The organism is Paenalicyclobacillus macrosporangiidus, from assembly GCF_900116805.1.
GTDB lineage: Bacteria > Bacillota > Bacilli > Alicyclobacillales > Alicyclobacillaceae > Alicyclobacillus_H > Alicyclobacillus_H macrosporangiidus.
Map to the genome: position 1 here is coordinate 56,534 of NZ_FPBV01000002.1, position 24,309 is coordinate 80,842.

Genomic DNA, 24,309 nt, shown 5'->3' on the forward strand with positions numbered 1-24,309 from the left:
GTCGCTGCGTCCCTCAAATCAACAGCGCCTCCTGCTCCAGCGTGCCGCCCGCAGCCAGCAACGCCTCGAGCAGCGGCCGCGCCCATCCGTACCGTTCCTGCTCCAGCAGACGCGCCAACTTTTCGCGGTACGCATCGTCAAACGGCTCCAGTCGATCCCGGTGGCGGCTCAGCCACTCGGCTTCCATCCGCCAGGGCCTGGCCTCTGGCCAGCAGGTGTCGCGCAGATGCTGCAGGATGAGGATGCCTCCGTAGTCCAGATCGCCCCAGTGATCGAGGGGCGGAAGCGCACGGCCTTGGCGCGCGATCCATTGGCGCAGGGACCGGAGAAAACGGCGTTGGCCCGGACTCGCGAATCCCCCGAGGTAGACGACCAACTCGTCCGGGTGTCGCTCCCGCCGGACGTAGGCGCGGTAATTCGCCTTGTTCTCGATGGTGAGAATACGCGCGCAGCGCACCTCCTGCCAGACCAGGCCGTCCACGTCGGCCGCGTCGATGGCCACCCCGTGCGGCAGCGCACCCGCATTCACAGTGCCCGCGTCCACGGCCCCCGGTGCGGACCCGGCCGCAGAAGCAGCAAACGAGAACACCACCGGCCCGCAGAAGGTGATGAGGTCGTGGGTCACCTCCAGGCCCACCTCGCGCAGCAGGTCCGCCGGGTCGGAGAAGACGTCGGGATCGTCCACGCCCCAAGCGGGGAGGGCGTACCGCTGCAACAGGCCCAGCAGGCGGCTCTGGACCTGCCGCTCGAACGCTTTGCTGTCCCCCAGATAGCGGGTGGAGAAGAGCCGCATGGGCAGCACCTCGTCCCCCTTGTCCACCAAGCCGGCGAGGGTCCGCAACAGCGCGCGCCGGTCGGCCGGGTCCTGCGGCAGCAGTGGGCTGCCCACCCGGCCCCGCGCCCGCACGGCGGCCACGACGTCGTCCGCCCACTGGAGCATCCAGGCGGGCGCACCCTTGGCGGCCTGTCGCTCGCGCCACGCCGTGACCTCCTGCGCCACCGCCGCCATCTCGTCTCGCAGCGGCGTGCGGCCCGTCAGGGCGTACGCGCGCTCAACGCCGTGCCACTCCAGGTACACGCGGTCCAGAAGGTTGCCCTCCTCGAACCGCACCCAACGCAGGGCCACCACGCCCGCGTCCACCAGGCGCGCGAGATCCTGGTGTAGGGTGCGGCGGGCATCGGGATCGAGCGATCCGCTGGCGTACCCCGGCACCACGCCGTCCACCATCCGCACCTGCGGCCGGCGCGCCAAGGGGCCACTGGTGAGGGCGCGGCTGCGCTCGTACTTGTCGAGCAACACCGACAGCACCCGCGCCGCCTCCGGCCCCGGGCGCCAACCGTCCAAGTCCGTCCCGGCCCGTCCCGCGGCGACACCGGGCCACCCGTTCTCGAAACCGGTTCGCCCGTTTCCCGGATCCAGTCGGCTCATGAGCGCGTCCTCTCCAGGGCGAGCGGTTCAAACGGCGCCACCCGGGTCTCCGACTTGATGCGCTGGACAACGATGGTGCGGTCGACGCACGGGACGATGTCGGCGATCTTCTCCGTCGGCGCCGCGAGGATCACCTGCAGGTTCAGGTCGCGCACCAACTGGATGCTGTCGCGGATGCGCTGATGGTCCATCTTGTTGTACGCCTCGTCGAACGCAATCAGGCGCAGAGTATTGTCGAACCCGGGCTGGTTCACCCGGTACACCTGGGCGAACGACGCCAGGACCGCGATGTAGAACGGGGTCTGCGTCTCGCCGCCCGATTTCTTGGCGATCACGCGGGACAACCTCGACTCCCGGCCCTCCTCGTCCTTGACCAGGAGATCGAAGTCCAGGTAGGTGCGGTAGTCGGTGAACTTCTCCAGGTTTTTCTCGAGCTCCGCCTGCACCGCCGGATCGCGCTCGTCCACGTCGACGATGTGCCGGAACAGCTCCTCAATCGTGTCGCCGTGCTTGTCGAGGAATGCCTGGGAGAAGAGGCTCTTGCCCTCCAAAAGCAGGTCGTCCATGATCATTCGGTAAAACGGCTCGTACTGCGGATTGGGCGAGACCTTGAACTGATAGCGCTCGCGCCCGCCGAAGGACACCTCGCGCAGGGCCCGGTTGATCTCGTCGATCTGCTGCTGCACCGTCTCGATGTTGTTGCGCAGCTTGTTGATGAAGTCCTCCTGGAACTGGACCTGAGCCCGCTCCTTGGCCTCGCGGATGTGCGTCTCGTATTCCGTCAACTGGGTGTCGCGCAGCCAGGCCAATTCCTGGTCGTACACCGCGTTGTCCGGGCGTTGGATGTCGAAGCCGGCGCCGAACTGCCGGTTGTACATCTCTCGCTGTTGCACCAGAGTCGTCCACGCCTCCTGGGCGCGATTGCGCTCCACGTTCAACTGACGGCCGAAATTGGCCTGGATGGTCTCCGCCGATCCCAGGCGCTTCCACTCCTGCTCGAAGCGCGGTTCGCCGGTGTCGGCGCGAAACAGCGGATCGTAGCGGGTGGAGACGAGGTGCTTCTGATCCGCCACCGCCCGTTCGGCGGCGGGAATGTCCTCCTCCGCCAGCCGATCCCGCTGGGCCAACACCCGCCCGCGCCGATCGCGCAACCCCTCGATGTCCTGATGGATCCGCCGAAGCTCCGTCTCGCAACGGTCAATCTCCTCGCCGATGCGCAACAACCGCGACAGGTCGAGGCCGCCCAGGTCGTCGAGGACCTGCCGGTAGCTGGCGCGAATCTCGTCCAATCCGGCCACCGCCTCGGCGAACTCGGCCACCGCCGCCAGTTCGGACGGAGCGGGCACCGGCTGCGCGGCCCATTCCTGCACCCGGGTGAGGCGCGGACGGAAGGCGTCGAGCCAGGCCCGCACCCGCTCCAGGCGCCGGGTCTTTTGCTCCAGCTGCTGCTGGATGGCCCGCTTGCCGATGTAGAGGGTCTCCCAGCGACGCGGGTTGAGCTGGCGGGCGACGTAGTTCTGGTACAGCATGCCGTCCCGGGTGATGGCGGTCCGGTGCTGGCGCAGTTCGTCGACGTGATCGACCTTCATCACGCGGCCGAGCAGGAAGTCGGCGTACGCCCGGGCGTACGGGTTGTCGGTGACGATCTCTTCGGCCAGCGATCCCGCCAGCCGCTCCGGCCCGTCCTGCATCACCTTGGCGATGTCCACCAGGCCCACGTCGAACAGGTGCTTCTCGCGCTTGACCTGGTCATACAGCCGCAGGGCGGGCGTGAACGCCTCCGGCGCCACCAACAGGTAGAAGCGCTGCGTGTGGAGATATCCTTCGATGGCCGCCTGCCAGGCGGGATCGCGCACATCGAGGAGGTCGGCGAAGATCTCCACCTGCGCCGACAGCCCCTGGGCCGCGAGCCCCCTGCGCAGGGTGTCGCGCAACTCAATGACCTTCCGGTCGTACTGCTTCACGCCGCGGCGCAGCTCGGCAATGGCTCGTTCCAAATCGCCCGCTTCCTCACCCCAGAGACGCACGGTGGTGCGCATCACGGTGTGGGCCTCGCCGAGCAGGCGGGCGGCCTCCTGCAGATGCGCGCTGGCCTCCGCCACCGCGGCCGCGTCGGCGACGGCGAGGGGCGGATCGAGCAACCCATGCTTCGCCCACCCGGCGGGCCGGGGCCACGCCGCAAGCCCGGCGGCGAGGGCCTCGCGCGCCTGCCTGTACAGGGGCGCGCTCTTCCACAGCCGCCCCTCGGGGGTGTCCTCCCCGTCCAGCGCCGCCGGGGCGGTTCCGGAGAACCACTCGGACGCCTCGGTCAAATCGCTGACGACGGCGTTCCATCGGCCGCCGTGGTCCGTCAAAAACCGGTCCTGCCGCTCTCCGTCGCGGCGAATCTGCTGGAACTGGGTCTCGAGCAGCTGCTTTCGCTGCTCGAGCTGCTGCTTGCGCTGGTAGACGTCCGACTTGGCGCGCTCCTCCAGCAGGTCGTCCCTGCGGGCCTGCACCCGTTCGCGCGCCTCGGTCCGCTCAGCCAGGCGGGCCTCCACTTCGGCCGCCTCCCGCTCGCAGGCCTGCAGGCGCTGCTGCAGGCTCGCCAACTCCTGCTCGCGCTGGGCCAGTTGCGCCCGGTCCAGGAGGTACTCGTACAACTGGATCTTCTGCTCGGCGGCGGCGCGGCCCTGGAACGTCTTCTCCATCTCTTCGAGCGCCTGGATGCGCGCCTGCACGACGCGCAGCTCCTCCTCCATCCGCCGGTAGTGGCGGATGTTCTCGCGCATGTCGGCGATGTCGAGGTCCTTGTTGACATCGCAGACGAACTCCGAAATGAATCCGGCAATGTCCATGATGGGCTGGAACGGCACCGCCTTGCGGAAGAGGCGGAAGAATTTGTCCCGTAGGTTGCCCATGCGGGCGAGGAATACCTCCTGGTAGCGCTTGTTGCTCTCATACATCTCGAAGCGGCTCTTCCGCTGCTGGCCCCAGGTGCGCAGGCCCTTGATGTCGAGCGGCACGCCGTCGCGGATGAAGTGAAAGTCCGGCAGGGTGTCCGCCAGGGAGAAGAAGCGCCATTCGTAGGTGGCGTCGGGCATACAGTCGAACACCACGCCGAAGCACACCGGGTTGCGCCCGCGCTCCTCCGAAAACTCCAGGACGACATAGGACGAGAACTGGCCTTCGCGCAGGGTGATGGTCCGGCCCTCCTCCTCGGCAACCTCCCCGCGCAGATACCCGCGCAGGGTCCGTTTGGCGTTGTCGTTCGCCGCTTTGTTGAAATAGTGGCCGCTGGTGTCTCCGAGGATCACCAGTTGCAGGGCGTCGAGGATGGTCGACTTGCCGGCCGCGTTCTTGCCGGTGAGGAAGGTCACCGGCGCGAACTCAATCAACTCGTGCACCATGTAGTGCCAATTGATGAGCAGCATCCGCCTCAGGAGTTTCATTCGTCTTCCTCCTCCTCCGCGTCGTCCGCCCAGTCTTCTCTCGCGTCCGCTCCGGTGTCCCCGCCGTCGTCCGCCTCCGTGTCCTCCCCGGCGCCCGCAGCCTCTCCGAGCGGGCCGAACGCACCGGCCATCAGCCGCTGGTACAGGTGGTTGATCCGCTCGTCCGGTACCGCCACCTCGATGGTGGGGTAGATCATCCAGCGGCTCTCCAGCTCGTACGCAAAGCCCTCGATGCGGGCGAGGACGTGCAGGCGCCGCAACCGGTTGAGCGCACCGGTGAGGTGGGTGGCGGCAATCCGGCGGTCCATCAGTCCCAACGCCATCAGCTTCTCCAGGATGTTCTGGAGAGTGACCACCACCTCCCGGCGCATGGAGGCCCGCTCCATCTCCTCCTCATAGATGAGGCGCAGGACGTACAGCAGGTAAGTGGTGTACTTGTCCACCTTCATGCGGTTGCGGCCGTACCGGTTGTAGACCGCCATGACACCGCGCCGCCCGTCCGCCTGCAGTTCAAACCCGCCCGCCTGAAGATACGTGTGAAACAACTCCAGGTTCCGTTCGACGAACCGGTAATCCCGGTTGGTGACCAATCGCCCCTGCTTCGGGTCCCACTCGTCCCGGACGATGAAGGTGTGCTCGAACAACAGGCTGAGCACGCGCGCGAACTCCTCCTTGTCCGCGTCCGTCAACGCCGTGTACCGGCTCTGCCAGTCCATCGGTCCGCCTCCTTTCTGAGGAACGTCAGCGCCGGGATACGGTACGCCCCGACCACCACGGTCTGGGTTTCATCATCCCATTCAATCCCGTAGGGCATCTCCGGCTCGTCCCCGCGCACCACGGCGACGATGGCGCGGATGAAGTCGTCCCACTCGGGCAGGCGCAGGGCCGAAGCGGGCAGGCGGCCGTGCTCATCCATCTGCGACAGGATGAATTCGGCGATCCGCTGCTGCGAGAAGAGCGCATTCGCCCGCTCCAACAGCTCCTTGGCCTCTTCTTGAAACGCGGCGTCGTCCACCCCGCCGGGCCGCCGCAGGGGCTGCGGCTGGCCCCGCTGCCGGCGCTTGGGTTCCGTGTAGAGGGCATCGGGATCGAAATAGCGGACCTCATACAAGGGCAGCTCGGCCATAGCCGAGAGCAACGGCGACGGAGCGCGCGCGTGCACCGGCGGCAGAGCGCGTAGCAACTGCACCAGCTTGCCCTTGATGTCCCGGTCGCTGTTGAGCAGATACTGCAGCCGCTCGACGGACGCGCGGTTGTAGGCGGCGTTGCGGTGATCAATCTCGCGCAAGAGATCGTCCAATGACTCGAACGTGTCGCCGATGAATTGGATCAGGCGCACGATCTCGCCGCGGGCCGCGAGATCGTCCAGCTCCGGGCGCTGCTGTCGCAGGGTGGCGGACATCCGGTTCAGCAGGCTCGGCGCGGCCAGCCAGTCGCGCAGGATCTGAAGGATGCGCGGCCGGAACCGGTACACGCTGTCGAACGTCTTCAGGGGATGGTAGGTGGCGATGGCCACAGACAGTTGGTAACTGTCGAAGTGCTCGGCGAGCAGGTCGCGGATGTCTTGGCGCAGGTGCAGGTTCTGATAATAGGTATGAATGTTGTGCAAAAGGGCCCGCAGGTTCTCGCGCAGCGCGACGGTGGCGTCGTACGCCGACTGCAGCGCCTGCAGCATGAACTCGTCCCGCTCCTCGTTGGCCGTCCGGAGGTTGGAATACACGGAGTAGACGAAGGCGTTGTACCGCTGCTGCACCGGCTCGACGATGGCGTGCAGGGCGTCGAGCAGGACACTGGCGTATTGGGGCACAATCAGGGTCTCGTCGAAGCCGCTGCCGTCGGTCACCGACTGCAGCCACCCGGTCTGCACCAACCTGCGCACCAGGGCGTGCGCCCGCCCGGACAAGGTGGCGTCGTCGAATCCGCCGAAGCCGTCGGAGCCATCGGAGTCGCCAAGGCCATCGGGCCCCGGCGAGGTGCCCGCCGCGTTCGATCGATGCGCAACGGCCGCTTCCCTGTCGACCGGTGACTCGGGAACCACCGGTTGCACTGGGGCCGCCTCCACCGCCTTGGGCGATGCCGACGGAGCGCCCACGGGATCGACCCCGTCCGCATCCATCATCTCGTCCTCGGGGAGATCGGTGAGGTCCCGTTCCATCTGGCTGATCAGATACGCGACGAGATCCGCCCGGCGGAACGTGATCTCACGCTGGTAGCATTCCCGCAGCACCATGAGGGCGCGGAAATAGACCGCGCGATGGCGCGCCGCCAACAGCGAGAACAGGTTGTCCGGCACGACTTCAAACAGATTCCGCATTCCCGCGCATCCACCCCCGTGTGTCCTATCTATTCTACATCAAGGACGGGAGCGGCTCTACGAAACACGGGCTGGGGGCTTGTGGGAATGACGAGAGAGCAGAGCCGGAGGGGTTGTGCCTCCGGCCCCGAATGGTCAGAATGTGCGGCATCCATCCTTGGACCGGGTGCCTTTCGGCCGTTCTAGTACACGAACGGTGCTTAACGCATCGCGGCCGGGAGCCCATAGCGACCGTTTCGTATCTATCTCGGTTGACCAGGCGATGAATAGTGACCATCGTGTACGTAAGTGTTGCGGCGAAGCACAGGGTGGGAGCGGTTAAGTGGATTGGACCGCCTTATTCCGTCAACCGCAGGAGGAATAACACAAAAAGGGTTGCTATCCACCCGGCCCGCGCACCCTGTAAGGTGGAAAATGAATTTACCCCCCTCGCAACCCCATCGTGCGTCTCCTGTCCGTCCCCACCCGTCCCCTGGCGCTGCACCCGTCCGCTTCAGGCGGCTCCGCCAGGCCTCTCTGCACCGCTTTTACTCCACTCTTATCCGATGGCGACCATCCGCTCAATGGCCAACCGCGCCCGCGACGCAATGTCCTCCGGCACCGTGATCACATATCGGTTCTCGCGCAGCGCGTCGCGCACCTTGTCGAGCGTGATCCGCTTCATGAACGGGCAGATGGCATCCGGATTGGCCGCCACAAACCGCTTGCCCGGATTCCGCTTCTGCATCTGATAGAGGATCCCCGTCTCCGTCGCCACGATGAACTCCTCCGCCTCCGAGGACGACGCGTGCTTCAGCATCCCACCGGTCGAGAGGATCTTCGTACGATCCGCCGGCAGCACGCCCTCCGCCGCCAGGTACACGCTCGACGTCGAGCAGCCGCACTCCGGGTGCACCAAAAGCTCCGCCCGCGGGTGCTCCCGCAACACCGTCTTCACCTGCGACGGCTGAATCCCCGCGTGCACATGGCACTCGCCCATCCAGATGTGCATGTTCCGCCGCCCCGTCACCCGCTGGACGTACGCCCCCAGAAACATGTCCGGCAAGAACAGGATCTCGCGGTCTTCCGGGATGGAGCGGACCACTTCGATCGCGTTGGACGACGTACAACAGTAGTCGCTCTCCGCCTTCACCTCGGCCGACGTGTTGACGTACGCCACCACCACCGCCCCCGGGTGCTCCGCCTTCCATGCCCGCAGCTGATCGGCCGTGATGCTGTCGGCCAGCGAGCAGCCCGCCTCCAGGTCCGGCAGCAGCACCGTCTTCTCCGGATTGAGCATCGCCGCCGTCTCCGCCATGAAGTGCACGCCGCAGAAGACAATCACGTCCGCATCCGTCTTCGCCGCCGCCCGGGCCAGGGCGAGCGAGTCGCCGAGCACGTCCGCCAGCTCCTGCACCTCGGGCCGCTGGTAGTTGTGCGCCAAGATGACCGCGTTTTTCTCCCGCTTCAGCCGGTGGATCTCCTCTGTCAAGCCGGCCGCGGGACCGTCCGCCATCCGAACCGCCATCCTGCATCCCTCCCCAATCTTCACAGCCGCACCTTCAGAACCGCATCTACACAGCCGCATCGTCAGATCCGCACCGGCGCCGCACCGGCCGCGACCGCCTCTGCCGCCTGCAGCCGCGGCGGCTGGCCCAGGCGGCTTACGGTGTCGCAACCCGCCAGATGCGCCGCGGGCTGCGGAAAATCGCTGCGGTAATGCGCGCCCCGGCTCTCCTCCCGGACCAGCGCGGATTCCGCCATCAGGCGGGCCACCCGCACGGCCGCCGAGCCCGGGTGGTCCTCTTCCAGTGCCGCCAGCGCCGCGATGGCCGTCCTGAGCCCATCCGCGTGGCGCACCAATCCCACGTAAGTCCAGAGGATCTGCTGCACTTGCTCCAGCTCGCGGCCCTGCCCGCAGCTGACATCGGCGCCCTGCTCGCCGCGGACATCCACGCGCGATCCCGCTTCGCCGGCTGCCTCAGCGGCCGCTGCCCCGGCGGCGTCCACCGCTGAAGCCTCCACGTCCACCGCTACAGCCTCCCTCGCCGCAGCGTCCATCGCCGCAGCGTCCACCGTCCCGGCCCAATCCGGCGCCTCCGCGGCCGTGTCCACGCCACCGGCCCTGCCCGGGATGTCCGCATCCCCGCCATACCGGACGTGCTCATACAGCTCGTACGCCATCACGAGGCACTCCAAGAGCGAGTTGCTGGCCAGGCGGTTGGCGCCGTGGCAGCCGGTGTTGGCCACCTCGCCGATCGCGTACAGGCCCGGGACGTCCGTCTCCCCGGCCAGGGTGGCCGCGACGCCGCCCATCAGAAAGTGCGCGGCCGGGGTGACCGGGACCGGTTCGGCGGCGGGATTGAACCCGTATGAGCGGCAGCCCTCGTACACCGTCGGGAACCGCTCCGCGAGCTGCGCGATCCCGGTGCAATCCAGGTACACCCGCTCGCCCCGCTGCAAACGGGCGTACACCGCCCGGGCGACCACGTCGCGCGGGGCGAGATCGCCCTGCGGATGATCCCCCATGACCGGCGCGCCGCGCTCGTCGATGAGCGTCGCCCCTGCGCCGCGCAGCGCCTCGCTGAGGAGGAACCGGGGATTCCCGTCCGACGCCAGCGCCGTCGGGTGAAACTGCATGAACTCCAGATTGCGCAGGGTCGCCCCCGCGTCGTACGCCAACACCAAGCCTTCGCCCGCCGCGCCCCGCGGGTTGGTCGTCGCAGCGAACAGCTGGCCCGCCCCGCCGGTGGCGAGGACGACGCCCCGCCGTGCGCCGACGAACCGCAAGCCGCCCGGCCGCGTCACCCAGACACCGGTCACGCGGCCCCGCCTGTCCCGCGACGGCCGCCGCGCCAGGCGCACCGCCTGCGCGTCCAAGAGCACGTCCAGCGTCGGCCGCAGCGTGAGCGCCTGCCGCACGGCTGCCAGGATGTGCCGTCCGCTGGCGTCCCCGCCCGCGTGCAGGATGCGCGGCCGCCCGTGGGCGCCCTCCAGGCCGAGGCGGAGGGAGCCGTCGGCAGCACGATCGAAGCGGGCCCCCAACTCGACCAGCCACCGCACCAGCTGCGGCGCTCGGGCCGTCAAACGGGCCACCGCCTCCGGCCGGCACAGCCCGGCGCCCGCGGCGAGGGTGTCCTTAGCGTGCCACTCCGGCGAATCCCCGGCACCGACGGCCGCCGCCAGCCCGCCCTGTGCGTGATGGGAGTTGCTGTCCTCCGGCGGCACCTTGGAGAGGAGCGCCACCTCTCCCAGATGGCTCAGCCACCAGGCGGCAGCACAACCGGCGAGGCCGGCGCCGATGACGACGAAGTCGTATCGGTCCCGGGTCATGGCGCCGTCTCCCGGGTCCGGACGTCGGTCGGCACGGCCTCGGCGAGGGGGACGGATGGGGCCGCAAGGGCGAGATCGACATCCAGACTGACGTCGACGCTCGTCGCCGCGTGCGTCAGCGCGCCCATCGAGATGAAGTCGACCCCGGTGCGGGCCACGTCGGCGAGGCGATCCAGGGTCATGTTGCCGCTGGCCTCCAACGGGACCCGGCCGGCCGTACGGGACACCGCCTCGCGCAGGGTGGCGAGATCCATGTTGTCGAGGAGGATGAGGTCGGCCCCCGCCGCCAGGGCTTCGTCCAACTGAGAGAGCGTGTCGACCTCCACCTCCACCTTGACCGAGATGCCGACGTGCTTCCGCGCCCGGGCGACCGCCTCCGCGACGCCGCCCGCCAGGGCGACGTGGTTGTCCTTGATGAGCACCATGTCGTCGAGGCCGAAGCGGTGATTCATCCCGCCGCCCATGCGCACGGCGTACTTCTCCAGGTAACGCCAGCCGGGGGTCGTCTTGCGCGTGTCGAGGAGCCGCGCGTTTGTCCCGGCCAGGCGCGCGGTGGACTGCCGGGTCAAGGTGGCGATCCCGCTGAGCCGCGCCAAAAAGTTCAACGCCGTGCGCTCAGCCGACAGGATGGACGCGGCCGGTCCCCGCACCAGGCAGACCGGCGCCGGTTCGGCGATGTCCGCGCCGTCGTGCACCAAGGGGGTGACGGTGACCTGCGGATCGAGCCGGTGAAACACCGCAGCCAGCACGGGCAGACCCACCACCCGCGCCGGCTGCTTGATGAACACCTGAGCCGTCGCCGAAAGGCCCGGCGGGAGGACGGCCGCGGTGGTCACGTCCCCCCGGCCGACGTCTTCGTCGAGGGCCAGATCAATGAGGGTGAGAACCGAACGAGGCAGCATCGCTGCATCACCTCTCGGAATCTGTGTGCGGGAAACGAAGAGATACTGTATATACACCTGAATGTACACCAAGGCAGACAAAAATGCCAGCCTGCAGGATTGCGCAGGCTGGCGAGGATTTACAGACCCGCTGGCGCGCCCCCGGATGCCGCGGTCCCCTGTGGGCCACCGCCCGAGGCCAGTTGGCGTCTGCGGACGGGCTCCGGAGTGGACTGGAGCGCCACGTACGCCAGCGTCGCGAACAGGCAGGACACGATGGACACATGCAGGAGAAACGCGGGAAGCGCCAGCCGCGTATACACCAAGAGTCCGCCACTCAACGCTTGGGCCAACACCAGTGCGACCGAGAGCGCCGCGCCCCGCCGCAGATCGGGCCGATCCACCGGAAGCCGGCGCGCCTGCACCCACAGGGCGACGCACAGGATGACGAGCCCGAGCGCGATGGACCGGTGCAGGATGTCGAAATACAGGTTGCTGCCCGCTTGCGCGAATGACTCGGTGGGGAAGGGGAATCCTTGGAACCAGGCGCCGGCGTGAATGTTGGAGATGTACGCCCCGACGTACAGGGCGATGAACGTGTACACCATCGTGAAGAACGCCCAAAAGCGGAACCGCTTCGGCGGAACGCCCGGCCGCAGCGGCGCCGCCCCGCCGTCCACGGAGATGCCGACGCGCTGCACCTGGTTTAACACCGCGGTCAACAACGTGATCCCGACGAAGGCCATCAGCGACACGCCCAGGTGGGTCGCCAGCACCGCCGGCGGATCGCCGACCAGCACCCCGACGGCCCCGAGGAATGCCTCGAGGGCGACGAATCCGCAGGCGATCCCGATGGTCGCCTTCACCTCGACCCACTGGCCGTACCTGCGCCAGGCCAAAACGGCGGTGGTGACGAGCAGGATGGTCACCACCAGCACGATGCCCCGGTGCCCGAACTCGATGAGGGTCTGCAGACTCCATGCGCTTGGAATGACCGAGCCGTTGCACAGGGGCCATTCCCGGCCGCAGCCCAGCGCGGACCCGGTCGCCGTGTCGAGAAACCCGGCCATGTTCACGATGAACAGGCCGACCCACGTCGCCGCCGACAGCCACCAGACGCCGTCCCGGCCGTGGGCGTGCCGGGATGGAAGCGTCCGCACCTCTTCCTCGACCTTGCTCATGCGTCGCCCCCCCTTTGCCTACATTCCAGACGCGGCCACAGCGAGAAACACCACCGGCAGGTAACCCAGGGAACAAGCGAAGGTCCGCCGGGCCCACAGATAGCGGCCGTCTGGCTCGCGATACATGCGATAGACCGAGTACAAGAACGCCAAGCCGGCGACCGTCGAAATCCCCAGGTACAGCGGCCCCACGGGCGCCACCAGCGGGAGCGTGGCGGAGACCGCCAACAGCAGGCCAGCGTGGATCAAACTCTGGAACCGCGCGGCCCGCTCCCCGCGAACCACCGGCATCATCGGTACCCCGGCCCGGACGTAGTCCGCGTTCTTGAACAGGGCGAGGGCCCAAAAATGCGGCGGCGTCCAGAAGAAGATGATGAGAAACAACCAGACCGCACCGAGGCTCAGTTGCCCGGTGACCGCAGCCCACCCGACCAGCGGCGGGAAAGCGCCCGCACCGCCGCCGATGACGATGTTCTGCGGTGTGCGGCGCTTGAGCCATACGGTGTACACCAGCGCATAGTAGACGTACCCGGCGGCGGACAGCAGCGCCGCCAATCCGTTCACCCAGGATGCCAACACGAGGACGGACGCCCCGAGCAGCACGAGGCTGAGCGCCAGCGCGCCTGCCGGGCTCACCTGCCCGGCGGGCAGCGGCCGGTGGCGCGTACGACTCATGACGGCGTCGATGTCGCGGTCATACCACATGTTGAAGGCGGCCCCGCCCGCCGACGACAGTGCCAGACCGGCCAACGTCCCCAGGGTCAGGCGGGTGCCCGGCCATCCCTTGGCGGCCAACAGCATGGCGCACAACGCGGTGAACAGCAGCATCAGAAGGATGCGCGGCTTGGTCAGCGCCACGTACGCCTGCACTTTCCGCCATCCCTCCAGGAGATGCGGCCACCGGTCCGCGGCCGTCCACGCCCCGGCTCTGTCCCGGAACCACACGGCCGGCCCCCGTTGCCCCAGCGGGGTATGAGACTCTTGCCCGTACACATCCTCACCTCCCGGCCGCTCCCGAGGGTCTCCGCCAGCCCGGCATGGCCGCTGCGTCGCGGCCTCTTCCGTCCTCGCGGCGCCCCGTCAGGAAATCGGCGTGTTGAACGTCAGGATCCACATGGACGACACAACGAAGACGACGAAGAAGAACATGGCGACCGAGAACAGCCACAGATGGTATCTCGGCTTGCTGTCCTGCCCCACGTGCATGAAGAACACCAGTTGGACGAGGATCTGCAGGACGGCGAGCAACAGGATTCCGGCCAGCAGCGGCTTCGTCGGGAGCGCGTGCCCGAGGACCGCCCAGAAGGCCGCCAGCGTCAATACGATGGACAGGGCGTAGCCCGCGACGTGCGACCAGGGGAAGCGGGCTTGCCCGGGGGCCCGCTCGAGGGCGGGCGGCCGTACCATCGACATGTCACATCACCCCCGTCAGATACACGACCGTGAAGATCAACACCCACACGATGTCGAGGAAGTGCCAGTACAGGCCGACGATGTAAAACTTCCGCGCCGTGACGGCGTTCAGTCCGAAACGGACGAGTTGGTACAGGATGAGCGACATCCACAGGATGCCGAGCGTCACGTGCGCGCCGTGCGTGCCGACCAGGGTGTAGAACCCGGAGAGGAAAGCGCTCGTCTGCAGGGTGGCACCCTGGCTCACGAAATCGCGAAACTCCGTGATCTCCAGTCCGAGGAACGTCAATCCCAGCAACAAGGTGATGATCATCCAGAACTTGAGCCGTCCGGCACGCCCCTGATGCATCTCCCAGGTCGCCAGGCCGCAGGTGAAGCTGCTGGTCAACAGCGCCAGGGTCTCCGCCAGGAATCCGCTGACGTCGTGACCGAACAGTTCCGAGGCCGAGGGCCCGTTCGCGGTGTGGGTGTAGATCACAACGTAGGTGGCGAACAGGCTGGCGAACAGCAGCACGTCCGAGACGAGAAACATCCAGAATCCAAAGATCTTGGTGACCCCGTCCTCCGTGGAGAGCTCCAACCGGTGGCCGGGGTGATCCGTCGAAGACGGATCCCCGGTCCGCCGGGAAAGCACCTCCTCCATCCTCACCGCCATCGTCACAACCTCCCCAGCGCCGCTTCCGTGCGCCGAATTTCATCCGCCGGAATGTCATGGTCGGGGTGCTGGTCGAGGGACCGGTGCGCAAGGCACAGCAGGACGCCGACCAAGCCGGCCGCCCCCACCGCAATCCAACCAAACGTGAAACCGAACCCCGCGATGAAGAAGCACACGCCCATCAGGAAGGGCACACCCGAGTTCTTCGGCATGTGGATGTCGCGAATGTCCTCCGGCCGCGGTTTGAGCGCGTCCTGCTCACCGCGCCGTTTGCGCTCCCACCACTCGTCGCGGTCCGAGATCTGCGGAATGACGGCGAAGTTGTAGTGCGGAGCCGGCGAAGGCAGAGACCATTCCAGCGTGCGCCCGCCCCACGGATCGCCCGTCAGGTCCTTCTCCATGTGCACCAGGCTGTGGATGATCTGCGCCGCGATGCACAAGAACCCGATGCCCATCAGGTACGCGCCGATGGTGGAGACGAAGTTGAGCGCGGTCCAGTGCATGTCGGCCGTGTACGTGTACATGCGCCGCTGCATGCCCATCAGGCCGAGGATGTACTGTGGCGTGAAACACACGTAAAATCCGATGTTGAAGAACCAGAACGCCCACTTGCCGAACTTCTCCTTGAGCTTGAAGCCGAACATCTTGGGCCACCAGTAATACATGCCCGCCAACATGCCGAACACCACGCCGCCGATGAGCGCCTGGTGGAAATGGGCCACCATGAAGTAGGTGTTGTGGTACTGGTAGTCCGTCGGCGCCTCGGCCAGCCACACCCCGGTCGCGCCGGCCACGGCGAAGGCCGGAATGAACGCCAGCGCCCACAACATCGGCAGGCTCAGCGTGATGCGGCCGCGGTACATGGTCATCAGCCAGTTGAACACCTTCACGCCCGTCGGAATGGCCACCGCCATGGTCGAGATGGAGAAGAACGTGTTCACCGCCGGGCCTGCGCCCATGGTGAAGAAGTGGTGCACCCAGGTCAGGTTGCCGATGATGCTGATGGCCATGATGGAAGCCACCATCGACTTGTAACCGAAGATCTTTTTCTGGGAAAAGGTCGCCACCACTTCGGAGTAGATGCCGAATGCCGGCAGGACGGCGATGTACACCTCGGGGTGACCCCAGATCCAGAACAGGTTGACAAACTGCATCGGGTTGCCGCCGTACATCATCGTGAAGAAATGGGCACCGAACAACCGGTCAATCAGCAGAAGCGCCAGCGCCACCGACAGCACCGGGAACACGAACAGGATGATGATGCACGTGCCCAGGACGGCCCAGGTGAACAGCGGCATCTTCATCAGCGTCATGCCAGGTGCCCGCATCTTGATGATGGTGGCGAGGAAGTTGATGCCCGTGGCGATGGTCCCGATACCCGAGATGGACAGCCCCAGCAGGTAATAGTTCTCGCCCACGCCCGGATCGAACTGCAGCTCCGTCAACGGCGGGTAGCTGGTCCAACCGCCGTCGGGCGATCCCCCGATGACGAAGGAGATGTTGAACAGAAGCGCCCCGAAGAAAAACAGCCAGAAACTGATGGCGTTCAAGTATGGGAACGCCACGTCCCGCGCGCCGATCTGCAGCGGCACCACCGCATTGAACATGGCGAAGATAAACGGCATCGCCATGAACAAAATCATGATGGTCCCGTGGGTGGTGAAGATCTGGTCATAGTGTTCCGCGCTGAGCAGCCCCAGGTTCGGCAGCGCCAACTGGGTGCGCATCAGCAGCGCGTCCACCCCGCCGCGGAACAGCATCAGGATGGCCGAGATCAGGTACATGATGGCAATCTTCTTGTGGTCGACGGTGGTCAACCATTCACGCCACAACCACTTCCACTTTTTGAAGTAGGTCAGCGTGAAGACGATGCCCAGGGACACCAGGACGATGGCCACATCCGACGCGATGATCAGCGGATCGCCCGTGACGAAAAAGTGTCCTGCGGTGTTCGTCAGGCTGTCACCCATCAGAAACCCTCCTTTTCAAGGACGTTCCGGAACACCATCACGAGTGCGGCATCATGTTCCCGAGCATGGCCCGGTCGTGCTCCATGTACATGCCGCCCTCGTCCATCACGGTCTTTTCGAAGATCCCCTCCGGATACGACGAGAAGGACAGCTCACCCAAGTGGCCCGGTTGCGTGAGTTTGTCGTAGTCCGCCTGGGTCATGTCCGGCGCGGAGTTGACCACCTGCCGCACCCACGCGTCAAAGTCGCTCTGCGGCTTCGCGACCACGCGGAACTGCATCTGCGCGAATCCTGGCCCGGTGAAATTGCCGCCGTGGCCGTAATACTCGCCCGCTTTGTCAGCCTGCAGCCACAGGGCCGTCACCATCCCCGGCATGGTGTACTGCATGCCGCCGAGATTGGGCACCCAGAACGCGTTCATCGGCGCGTTGGCCGTCAGCAAAAACTCCACCGGGCGATCCGTGGGGATCTCGGCGTAGTTGACCGTCGCGATCTTTTGATCCGGATAGAAGAACAACCATTTCCAGTTCAGGGACATCACTTCAATCTTGAGCGGTTCCTTACTCGGACTGGGCGACTGAGCCAAGGCGTATGTCTTGTGCCAAGTGACCGTGCCCAGGATGCCGACGATCACGATGGGAATCGCCCACCAGATGATCTCCAACGTCCGGCTCTCCGCGAACTCCGGCTGGTACGGCGCCGGGTTGCCCGGCTTGTTCCGGTACCGAATCACAATCCAGGCCAACAGCAGGATCACCGGGAGGATGACGACGGCGGTGAGACCCATCTGGAGCCAGATGAGTTCCAGCTCACTTCGGGCAACGGGTCCCGCCGGCTGAAACACCCGGATCTCCTCGCCGCACCCGGACGTCAGCAGGGAGATTCCCGCACCGGCCGCCAGGGTGAAGGCGAGCTTCCACCACGAAGGACGCATCCCATAACCCACTCCTTTCACGTGTTGTTTCGTCTGGACTTGCAGCAGCGACGGACTGTGTGAGGTGCATCCGGCTTCGAGGCCATCATGCCGAAATGACGGAGACTGGAAAAGGCTCGAACTTCTTATTTTTGGCGGTAGTCTGGTTGGCCCCGCCATAGTCCGTTTGGACCGTTCCAGAGGGGTCTTGCGGGCGCATCGAGGCCAAATCTAGAATTGTCCCCGAAAGGGGTGGAATGGATGGCCCGGATGACCCGGCTGTCCGTCGTTCTAGGGCGTGTCAACTGCCCAAACCGCGGCAACATCGCGGTGGATATCTGCCTGTTCTGCGACCACCTGACAGCGGTCGATCTCGATCGCCCCTCCCCCGTGATCTTCTGCCGCCCTCCGCGCCCGCCCGGGGGCCAGAGGCAGCGCCGCACGGCGACGCTCCCGGTGCGCCGTCCGTCCGCCGGCGGTCCCGTCAGATCCCCCGTTGTCCCACCGGAACTGAAACAGGCGATTCTCGACGAAAGCCTGCGGCATCCCCGGTGGGGTGCCCAACGCATTGCGAACGCCCTGCGAGACCGGGGTGTCCTGGTCAGCGTCCGAAAGGTTCTGCAGGTATTCACCCAGGAGCGCCTGAACCACGCATGGCAGCGCTTGGAACGATTGGAATGGCAGGTCGTCTGCGGGGCCGTGACGCCGAATGAGGAACAGGTGCGGGCATTGGAAGCGCACGACCCCTGTTTTCGCGAACGGCAACTGTGCGGATCGCGTCCAGGAGAGCGCGTCCTCGTCTTTTCCGCCGGCCCGGTGGGGGCGGCCGCCCGTTCGATGGCGCGCGTTCCCATGCGCGTGCCCGTCCATGTCCACTTCGCCATCGACACGTTTTCCGGGTACGCCTTCGGGTTGGTGCAGGCCGGCGAGGCGTCGGTCGGCCGGGAGTTGCTGTGGCGGGCCGGGGTGGCCCCGTTTCTCGCCGAGCACGGGTTCACGCTGCAACACGTGCATCTCCTCGACGAAGAGACACAGTCGGGCTTTGCGATCCGTTTGCTCCAGGCGGTCCTGCCGAAGTGGCTGAGCAGGGTGCCGGGCGGGGACGAGGTGACCGTGGCCGGGCTGCAGCGGCGCCTGGATGCCGTGTTGTCCGCCTACAACCGAAACCCCGTGACGGGGTTCCCCAACATGGGACAGCCCCCCATTTGCCGATTGACCGGCGGAGGCGTAGACTGAAGGCAAGTGACGGGTCAGCGCCGGTGGGATTCGGTACGGGACGCAAGCGGGCCGGCGGATCGAGGAATCCTGGAGGGGATGGCATGAGCGAGTCGTATTTTGCGACCTCCGTCGCATGGGACGGCCGGGCGGACTACGACCCTGTTTTCACGCAATTGGAACAGCTCCAAGGCTTCACAGCGGCTGAAGGGGTCAAGCTGCATCCGCTGTTCACCCAAAACATGACCCTGAGCTACGCCACGTTGACGCCGGGATCGGTGGTGCCGATGCATCAGCACCCGGAGGAACAGTTGTCCATCGTGTTGCAAGGGCGATTGGTGTTTGAAGTGGGGCATCGCCGGGAGGAAGTCGGGCCGGGCGGCGTGGTGGCCATCCCGGGCAACGTCCCCCATCAGGTGACGGCCGGGCCGGAACCCTGCACGGTGGTGGATGTGTTCGCACCGCCCAGGGAAGGCTTCCGGGTTCTCCTGGCGCAGGCCGAGGCGCAGGCGGAAGCGTCGGCCGAAGGGCGGGACTGAAGGCAGGATCGAGCAGAAGGGGGCGCCTGGCCCCCGGCCTCTCCCGCCACCGTACGTGCGGGTCCACATGCGGGCGTACATGGAGCAGGGCGGGCCTCCCGGAGAGGCCCGCCCGCGAATTACCCTTCGAGGATGTCGTCCATGGTCGCCCGGAACTGCGGGCGGATCATCGTCGTGTAGCCCTGCGATTCCAAGGACATCGCATGGGACTCCGCGAACTCCTTCGTCATCGGGCGGCTCGGGCGCCACCCGTCGCCATTCGAGTACCAGACCACATACAGTTGCTTCATCTCCGGTGTCGTCCTTTCTGATTGTGTTCGACAATTTCGTCTACTTGTACAGTATAACCACCGGACGCACCTTCAATCAAGGGAGATTTGTCGAATTCAGTCGATTTTCACCGATAATTCACGCGACGTTCACAAATGGGCGGTGCGGGCGGCGGTCCGCCTGGGCGTGGCCGTGTCGCCCTTCCCCTGCCCGGGGATGGACCCGGCCCGGCCTCCGCCGGCTCACCCCGTCAACCCGAACACCTGTGCGACCAACTCGAAGCTGCGCAGCCGGTCCTCGAACCGCTCCGTCCGCGTGGTCAGCATCACTTCGTCGACCCCATACGCCTTCGCCAGGGCTTCCAACTGCTGCTTGACGCTCTCGGGGCCGCCCACCACCATCCGCTTGCGGTTCTCCAGAACCACCGCCCGCTCGTACTTGCTGTATGGATAGTTCAGCGCCATCTCGATGGTCGGCGTCCCCGCCGTCGGCTGGCCGTTGGCCAGCATCAACAACGACAGATCGAGGCTCGACGCAATCCGCTCCGCCTCCGCGTCCGCGTCAGCGCACACGCAGAACACCGCCACCCCCGCCACCGGTTCCGGCCACAGCGAAGACGGCCGGAAGCGCTCCCGGTAGGCGTGCACCGCCTCCACCCCGCCATCGCCGTTGATGAATTGGGCGAACATGAACGCCGTGCCCAGGTGGGCCGCCGCGTGCGCGCTCCAATCACTGGATCCCAGCAGCCACACCTCGGGGACCGTGTCTGTCACCGGCGTCGCGGTCAGGCCGCGGAAGCGGTGATCCTCCGGCAGCGTGTCCGTCAGGTAATACATGACGTCCTGCACCTGCTGCAGGTAGTCCGGTTCCCGCGGCCGCCCCTCCCGCAGGGCCATGGTGGATCGCGGCATGCCGCCCGGGGCGCGGCCGAGACCGAGATCGATCCGCCGGGGATACAGCGCCTCCAGCAGGCGGAAGTTCTCCGCGACCTTGTACGCGCTGTAGTGCGGCAGCATCACCCCGCCCGATCCGATGCGGATGCGCTCGGTGCGCGCGCCCAGGTGCGCCAGGAGCACCTCCGGGGACGATCCGGCCAGCGACCGGGTATCGTGGTGCTCCGACACCCAGAACCGGGTGTACCCGAGCCGCTCCACCCATTGCGCCAACCGCGCCGTCTCCTCCAGCGCCTGGTGCGCGGTGCCGCCGAGGGACATCGGAGATTGATCGAGCACGCTCAACCGCATTCGGCATTCCACCTTTCGACGTGAATGTTCACTTTGTTTATTGTACCGCTCCTGCGCTCCGACATCTGGTATCATGAGGACAGGCGCATCCTTCATACGCCGACAACCCAAAGGTTTCCTCGACGGGGTACTCCCGCCGGTCCCGGTTGCAGATGCTTCACGCGAGGTGAATGCGGATGTACACAGGTGATCTGGGCGTGACTTTCCTCGACTTCGACGGCACCTTGCGGGTGCAGGATCTCCAATTGCCGATTCCGTCGGAATGGGTGGATTGCACGGACATCGCCGGCACGAAAGGCCTGTGCGATCCGTTCGCCGCCCGGACCATCCAAAGCCGCCTGGCGCGCCGGCGTTCGCGCGGCGTCACCTTCATCGGCAGCGGCAACTACCACTACGTCTCGTATCTGCTCCTGTCCGAGATCCGCGAGCCCTTCACCCTGATCCTGTTTGATCACCACAGCGATCTGGCACCGACGCCCAACCCGCCACTCAGCTGCGGCTCCTGGGTGACCGTCGCGCTCGACCGTTTGCCGCAGCTCCGGCGGACCGTCATCGTGGGCTGCCGGGCGGACGCGCCCCGTCACGGTTCGGAGGGGGCCGGACCCCATCCGGGCGCGCCGCGCGTCCGTGTGTTGGACGAGGCCAGTGTCCGGCAGGGGACGCCGCGGTCGATCGCCGAACGCATCGACCGAGCCGCGGGTCCGTGGCCCCTCTACATCAGCGTGGACAAAGACGTCCTGCGGCCGGCCGACGCGGCGACCGACTGGGACGCGGGCAGCCTGAACCTCTCGCGGCTGTTGTACTGGCTCGTCTGGCTGCGGCGCCGCCACCGGGTCATCGGGATCGACATCTGTGGCGAGTGGCCGGCCCATCCGCTCGCGCTCCTCTCCGCGGACGCCATGCGCCAAATCCGCAAGAACCAGGCGGCCAACCGGGCCATCGTGCACGCGTTGCGCTGTGGCTGAGGCAACCGCAGACCAAAACGCCGCCCGCTTCCGTGCGGGCGGCGCTTCATCTCTGCCGGTCACCGGCCGGGGCCAGTCGGTTTGTGCCGCTGCGCTGGCCGCTCCATCCCATGAAAGACGGCCTGGCGGCCCGTCTGCTCCAGGCACAATCCCTCGAAGGCGCAACGGTTGCAGGCATGGGTAGGGTTGACGCAATGCCCCATCCGCCCGGCCGCACTTTCCGTGAGCCGGCCCATGCGCTTGAGCTGTTCAACCCCCGCGCGCACCATCTCCACCGAGACGCCCACGTGCGCCGCCAACTCATCCATCGTCCACACCTTGCGCGCCGCAAACGCCGCCTCAATCCGGCTCAGCATCCCGGATGCCTCCCTTCGCTCATCCGAAGAGCCACAACAGCCGCTCCAGCACCAGCCCCAGGCTGAACGCCACCCCGACGTTGACCGCCATGCCGGCCGCCGTCCACTTCCAACTGCCGCTCTCCCGGTGCATCTGGATGACCGTCGAAAGGCACGGGATGTACAGCATGTACACCACCAGGTAGGTGAACGCGACCAGGGGCGTCATCGACTGCGCCAGCAGATGGGGCAGCGAAGCCCCGTCGGCACCCGCGCCGTACAGGACGCCGAGGGTGGAAAGCGTCGTCTCCTTGGCGACAAAGCCGAAGACGATGGCAATCATCAACCGCCAGTCGAACCCGTACAGCTGCCCGACGGGAGCCAAAAGGTGCCCGAGGCGAGCGGCGTACGACTGGTCCACCGGTGCGCCCACCGGAAAATAGGTCAGCGCCCAGGTGGCCAGCGTCGCCCAGAGGAGGAACTTCCAGATGCGGCTGACGAACATCCACACCCGGTGCCAGGTGGGAATGGCGAGATTCCGCAGCGACGGGACGTGGTAATCCGGCAGCTCAATGAGCAGCGGCGCCGGATCCGTGGGCAGCACCGTCTTGCGGTACAGCACCGACGCCCCCGCGACCACACCGGCCGAGATGAGCAACAGCGCCATCATGACAAAGGCGCCGCGAGTGCCTGGGAAAAAGGCGGCCGTCATCACCGCCATCACGCCGAGCCGCGCGTTGCAGGGGATGAACGGGATGACCAGACACGCCAACAGTCGATCCCGGTGGTTCTCCATCACCCGCGTCGCGGCCATGGCGGGGACGTTGCACCCGTACGCCGAGACCAGCGCGAAAAATCCCTTCCCATGCAACCCGATGCTCTGCATCCAGCGGTCCACCAGCACCGACGCCCGCGCCATGTACCCGCTGTCCTGTAGCAGTTGGTAAATGGCAAAAAAGATGGTCATGTACGGAACGAAGGACAACACCGCCCCGACGCCGGCAAACACGCCGTCGACGACGAGGCTCTGCAGGAACGCCGGCGCCCCGAGGGCGGCCATGCCCCGGGCCGCCCACTGGCCCAGCCACGTGATGCCGTTGCTGACCCAGTCCGACAGCGGGGCGCTCACCACGAACGACAGCCAGAACGCCGCGAAAAAGACCGCCGCCATCGCCGGGTACCCCCAGAAGGGGTGCAACAGCACAGCGTCCAACCGTTCGGTGATGGTCTGCTTGGCGAGGGGTTGCCGCTGCACACACTCGTCCACCAGCCGGGAGATGTGGTTGTACTTGGCGTCCGCAATCTGGAGCTCAAACGCCTCGTACTGGGCCCGCACCTTCGCCAGGAGCGCCGGGTCCAGCGCAACGGCCTCATCCCCCAATTCCACGTCGATCCCGGCGGATTGCGCACAACAGGACAAGGCCAATCGCGCAGCCCGCTGCCCCTGCGGCACCACGCGCACCTCCCGCGTGATCTCCTCGTCGCCTTGGAGGAGCCGCAGCGCGACCCATTCCGGCCGAAACCGTCCAGCGCCCGCGGGCGTGCGTCCGCCGGGCGCACCCCGGTCCGCCGGACCGCCGCCGGAGCTGGCGGCCCCTGCGGCGGCGTTGAGCGTACCCGCGTTCCGCGCCGCCTCGGCCAACGCCGCCTCGGCCAACGCCGCCGCCAGGGGCTCCAGCACTTCGCGCAACTCCGCCGGGTACGGCACCACCCAGGTGTGCAGCGGGACCACACGGCGGCGACCGATCCGCCGCACCCACGCCACCAACTCCGCCAGTCCGGTGCCGTGGGACGCCACCGTCGGCACCACCGGCACGCCGAGCCGGCGGGAGAGCTCGTCGGCGTAGACCGTGATCCCCTGCTCCCGGGCCACGTCCACCATGTTCAGCGCCACCACCACGTGGGGCGTGAGTTCTAGAACTTCCAAGGCCAAGAACAGGTTTCGCTCCAGGCTGGAGGCGTTGACGACGACAATCACGGCGTCGTACGGTTCATACAAAAGAAAATTCCGCGTCACGCGCTCGTCCCGCGCGTACGCGGTCAGGGCATAGGTCCCCGGAAGATCGACCAATTCCAGGTCTTCCCCGGCCTCGCTCGTGCGGATCTTGCCGATGACATATTCGACCGTGGTCCCAGGCCAGTTGGCGACTTCTTGATGCGCGCCCGTCAGGGCGTTGAACAGCGTGGTCTTGCCGACATTCGGGTTTCCCACCAGTGCGATTCTCACGACAGCGGCCTCCGA

General features: G+C 66.6%; 20 protein-coding genes. 3 read left to right on the top strand and 17 right to left on the bottom strand.

Translation table 11 applies throughout. The features are described from left to right. Positions 1 to 13 precede the first annotated feature (13 nt). The 13 genes from BM357_RS02665 to BM357_RS02725 all read right to left on the bottom strand — a co-directional run bounded on the left by BM357_RS02665 (position 14) and on the right by BM357_RS02725 (position 17,520). Entirely contained in the window at positions 14 to 1,429 is a 1,416-nt protein-coding gene (locus BM357_RS02665; RefSeq protein WP_074949400.1) for a Wadjet anti-phage system protein JetD domain-containing protein, read from the bottom strand. Then, positions 1,426 to 4,860 (bottom strand): ATP-binding protein, encoded by a 3,435-nt coding sequence (locus BM357_RS02670; RefSeq protein ID WP_074949403.1) that lies wholly within the window; start codon positions 4,858 to 4,860, stop codon positions 1,426 to 1,428. The genes BM357_RS02665 and BM357_RS02670 overlap by 4 nt, the downstream gene beginning before the upstream one ends. Then, complete coding sequence (locus tag BM357_RS02675) at positions 4,857 to 5,576, bottom strand: DUF4194 domain-containing protein (RefSeq protein WP_074949405.1); 720 nt, start codon at positions 5,574 to 5,576, stop codon at positions 4,857 to 4,859. The genes BM357_RS02670 and BM357_RS02675 overlap by 4 nt, the downstream gene beginning before the upstream one ends. After that, positions 5,546 to 7,174, bottom strand: coding sequence for a Wadjet anti-phage system protein JetA family protein (locus BM357_RS02680; RefSeq protein ID WP_074949407.1), 1,629 nt, complete (start codon positions 7,172 to 7,174; stop codon positions 5,546 to 5,548). The genes BM357_RS02675 and BM357_RS02680 overlap by 31 nt, the downstream gene beginning before the upstream one ends. A 538-nt stretch (positions 7,175 to 7,712) precedes the next feature. Then, positions 7,713 to 8,681: a quinolinate synthase NadA gene (gene nadA, locus BM357_RS02685; protein ID WP_074949409.1), complete on the bottom strand. Its 969-nt coding sequence runs from the start codon at positions 8,679 to 8,681 to the stop codon at positions 7,713 to 7,715. 62 nt (positions 8,682 to 8,743) lie between these two features. Next, positions 8,744 to 10,486: an L-aspartate oxidase gene (gene nadB, locus BM357_RS02690; RefSeq protein ID WP_074949411.1), complete on the bottom strand. Its 1,743-nt coding sequence runs from the start codon at positions 10,484 to 10,486 to the stop codon at positions 8,744 to 8,746. Further along, the gene (nadC, locus tag BM357_RS02695) at positions 10,483 to 11,388 is read right to left on the bottom strand and encodes a carboxylating nicotinate-nucleotide diphosphorylase (protein ID WP_074949413.1); all 906 of its coding nucleotides are present in this window, start codon (positions 11,386 to 11,388) and stop codon (positions 10,483 to 10,485) included. Before nadC ends, nadB begins: the two co-directional genes overlap by 4 nt. A 119-nt stretch (positions 11,389 to 11,507) precedes the next feature. Next, positions 11,508 to 12,548, bottom strand: a complete 1,041-nt coding sequence (locus BM357_RS02700) for a COX15/CtaA family protein (protein ID WP_074949414.1) — start codon at positions 12,546 to 12,548, stop codon at positions 11,508 to 11,510. 18 nt (positions 12,549 to 12,566) lie between these two features. After that, positions 12,567 to 13,541 carry a heme o synthase gene (locus tag BM357_RS02705; protein WP_245783804.1) on the bottom strand — a complete coding sequence of 325 codons (975 nt, stop codon included), beginning with the start codon at positions 13,539 to 13,541 and terminating at the stop codon, positions 12,567 to 12,569. Between the two features lie 87 nt (positions 13,542 to 13,628). Beyond that, the gene (locus tag BM357_RS02710; protein ID WP_083430107.1) at positions 13,629 to 13,961 is read right to left on the bottom strand and encodes a cytochrome o ubiquinol oxidase subunit IV; all 333 of its coding nucleotides are present in this window, start codon (positions 13,959 to 13,961) and stop codon (positions 13,629 to 13,631) included. 1 nt (position 13,962) lies between these two features. Then, positions 13,963 to 14,616 (bottom strand): cytochrome c oxidase subunit 3, encoded by a 654-nt coding sequence (locus BM357_RS02715; protein ID WP_245783805.1) that lies wholly within the window; start codon positions 14,614 to 14,616, stop codon positions 13,963 to 13,965. A gap of 2 nt (positions 14,617 to 14,618) precedes the next feature. Further along, a complete protein-coding gene (locus BM357_RS02720) occupies positions 14,619 to 16,586 on the bottom strand; it encodes a cbb3-type cytochrome c oxidase subunit I (RefSeq protein ID WP_074949416.1) in 1,968 nt (655 codons plus the stop codon). Between the two features lie 37 nt (positions 16,587 to 16,623). Beyond that, entirely contained in the window at positions 16,624 to 17,520 is an 897-nt protein-coding gene (locus BM357_RS02725) for a cytochrome c oxidase subunit II (RefSeq protein ID WP_074949418.1), read from the bottom strand. Between the two features lie 240 nt (positions 17,521 to 17,760). Between BM357_RS02725 and BM357_RS02730 the strand changes: the two genes are divergently transcribed. Together BM357_RS02730 and BM357_RS02735 are read left to right on the top strand one after the other, a co-directional pair. Continuing rightward, positions 17,761 to 18,735, top strand: a complete 975-nt coding sequence (locus tag BM357_RS02730; RefSeq protein WP_139234532.1) for a helix-turn-helix domain-containing protein — start codon at positions 17,761 to 17,763, stop codon at positions 18,733 to 18,735. A gap of 83 nt (positions 18,736 to 18,818) precedes the next feature. Then, positions 18,819 to 19,253, top strand: a complete 435-nt coding sequence (locus BM357_RS02735) for a cupin domain-containing protein (protein ID WP_083430109.1) — start codon at positions 18,819 to 18,821, stop codon at positions 19,251 to 19,253. 119 nt (positions 19,254 to 19,372) lie between these two features. Here BM357_RS02735 and BM357_RS19675 read toward each other — a convergent pair whose 3' ends face one another. Continuing rightward, positions 19,373 to 19,543 carry a hypothetical protein gene (locus tag BM357_RS19675; protein ID WP_175511421.1) on the bottom strand — a complete coding sequence of 57 codons (171 nt, stop codon included), beginning with the start codon at positions 19,541 to 19,543 and terminating at the stop codon, positions 19,373 to 19,375. A 222-nt stretch (positions 19,544 to 19,765) separates the two neighbouring features. Then, positions 19,766 to 20,767, bottom strand: coding sequence for an LLM class flavin-dependent oxidoreductase (locus BM357_RS02740; RefSeq protein ID WP_074949422.1), 1,002 nt, complete (start codon positions 20,765 to 20,767; stop codon positions 19,766 to 19,768). 176 nt (positions 20,768 to 20,943) lie between these two features. Between BM357_RS02740 and BM357_RS02745 the strand changes: the two genes are divergently transcribed. Then, positions 20,944 to 21,732, top strand: a complete 789-nt coding sequence (locus BM357_RS02745; protein ID WP_074949423.1) for an arginase family protein — start codon at positions 20,944 to 20,946, stop codon at positions 21,730 to 21,732. 59 nt (positions 21,733 to 21,791) lie between these two features. Here BM357_RS02745 and BM357_RS02750 read toward each other — a convergent pair whose 3' ends face one another. Next, entirely contained in the window at positions 21,792 to 22,088 is a 297-nt protein-coding gene (locus tag BM357_RS02750) for a FeoC-like transcriptional regulator (protein WP_074949424.1), read from the bottom strand. Between the two features lie 19 nt (positions 22,089 to 22,107). Continuing rightward, positions 22,108 to 24,294 carry a ferrous iron transport protein B gene (gene feoB / locus BM357_RS02755; protein ID WP_074949425.1) on the bottom strand — a complete coding sequence of 729 codons (2,187 nt, stop codon included), beginning with the start codon at positions 24,292 to 24,294 and terminating at the stop codon, positions 22,108 to 22,110. Between the last annotated feature and the right edge of the window lie 15 nt (positions 24,295 to 24,309).

What these genes read in the sequence shown, in the direction of transcription:
- BM357_RS02710 (WP_083430107.1), bottom strand. Translation starts at nt 13,961, where the DNA reads ATGTCGATGGTACGGCCGCCCGCCCTCGAGCGGGCCCCCGGGCAAGCC.
- BM357_RS02745 (WP_074949423.1), top strand. Translation starts at nt 20,944, where the DNA reads ATGTACACAGGTGATCTGGGCGTGACTTTCCTCGACTTCGACGGCACC.
- BM357_RS02680 (WP_074949407.1), bottom strand. Translation starts at nt 7,174, where the DNA reads ATGCGGAATCTGTTTGAAGTCGTGCCGGACAACCTGTTCTCGCTGTTG.
- BM357_RS02740 (WP_074949422.1), bottom strand. Translation starts at nt 20,767, where the DNA reads ATGCGGTTGAGCGTGCTCGATCAATCTCCGATGTCCCTCGGCGGCACC.
- BM357_RS02700 (WP_074949414.1), bottom strand. Translation starts at nt 12,548, where the DNA reads ATGAGCAAGGTCGAGGAAGAGGTGCGGACGCTTCCATCCCGGCACGCC.
- BM357_RS02675 (WP_074949405.1), bottom strand. Translation starts at nt 5,576, where the DNA reads ATGGACTGGCAGAGCCGGTACACGGCGTTGACGGACGCGGACAAGGAG.
- BM357_RS02715 (WP_245783805.1), bottom strand. Translation starts at nt 14,616, where the DNA reads ATGGCGGTGAGGATGGAGGAGGTGCTTTCCCGGCGGACCGGGGATCCG.
- BM357_RS02735 (WP_083430109.1), top strand. Translation starts at nt 18,819, where the DNA reads ATGAGCGAGTCGTATTTTGCGACCTCCGTCGCATGGGACGGCCGGGCG.
- nadB (WP_074949411.1), bottom strand. Translation starts at nt 10,486, where the DNA reads ATGACCCGGGACCGATACGACTTCGTCGTCATCGGCGCCGGCCTCGCC.
- nadC (WP_074949413.1), bottom strand. Translation starts at nt 11,388, where the DNA reads ATGCTGCCTCGTTCGGTTCTCACCCTCATTGATCTGGCCCTCGACGAA.
- BM357_RS19675 (WP_175511421.1), bottom strand. Translation starts at nt 19,543, where the DNA reads ATGAAGCAACTGTATGTGGTCTGGTACTCGAATGGCGACGGGTGGCGC.
- BM357_RS02720 (WP_074949416.1), bottom strand. Translation starts at nt 16,586, where the DNA reads ATGGGTGACAGCCTGACGAACACCGCAGGACACTTTTTCGTCACGGGC.
- BM357_RS02750 (WP_074949424.1), bottom strand. Translation starts at nt 22,088, where the DNA reads ATGCTGAGCCGGATTGAGGCGGCGTTTGCGGCGCGCAAGGTGTGGACG.
- BM357_RS02730 (WP_139234532.1), top strand. Translation starts at nt 17,761, where the DNA reads ATGGCCCGGATGACCCGGCTGTCCGTCGTTCTAGGGCGTGTCAACTGC.
- nadA (WP_074949409.1), bottom strand. Translation starts at nt 8,681, where the DNA reads ATGGCGGTTCGGATGGCGGACGGTCCCGCGGCCGGCTTGACAGAGGAG.
- BM357_RS02670 (WP_074949403.1), bottom strand. Translation starts at nt 4,860, where the DNA reads ATGAAACTCCTGAGGCGGATGCTGCTCATCAATTGGCACTACATGGTG.
- BM357_RS02725 (WP_074949418.1), bottom strand. Translation starts at nt 17,520, where the DNA reads ATGCGTCCTTCGTGGTGGAAGCTCGCCTTCACCCTGGCGGCCGGTGCG.
- BM357_RS02665 (WP_074949400.1), bottom strand. Translation starts at nt 1,429, where the DNA reads ATGAGCCGACTGGATCCGGGAAACGGGCGAACCGGTTTCGAGAACGGG.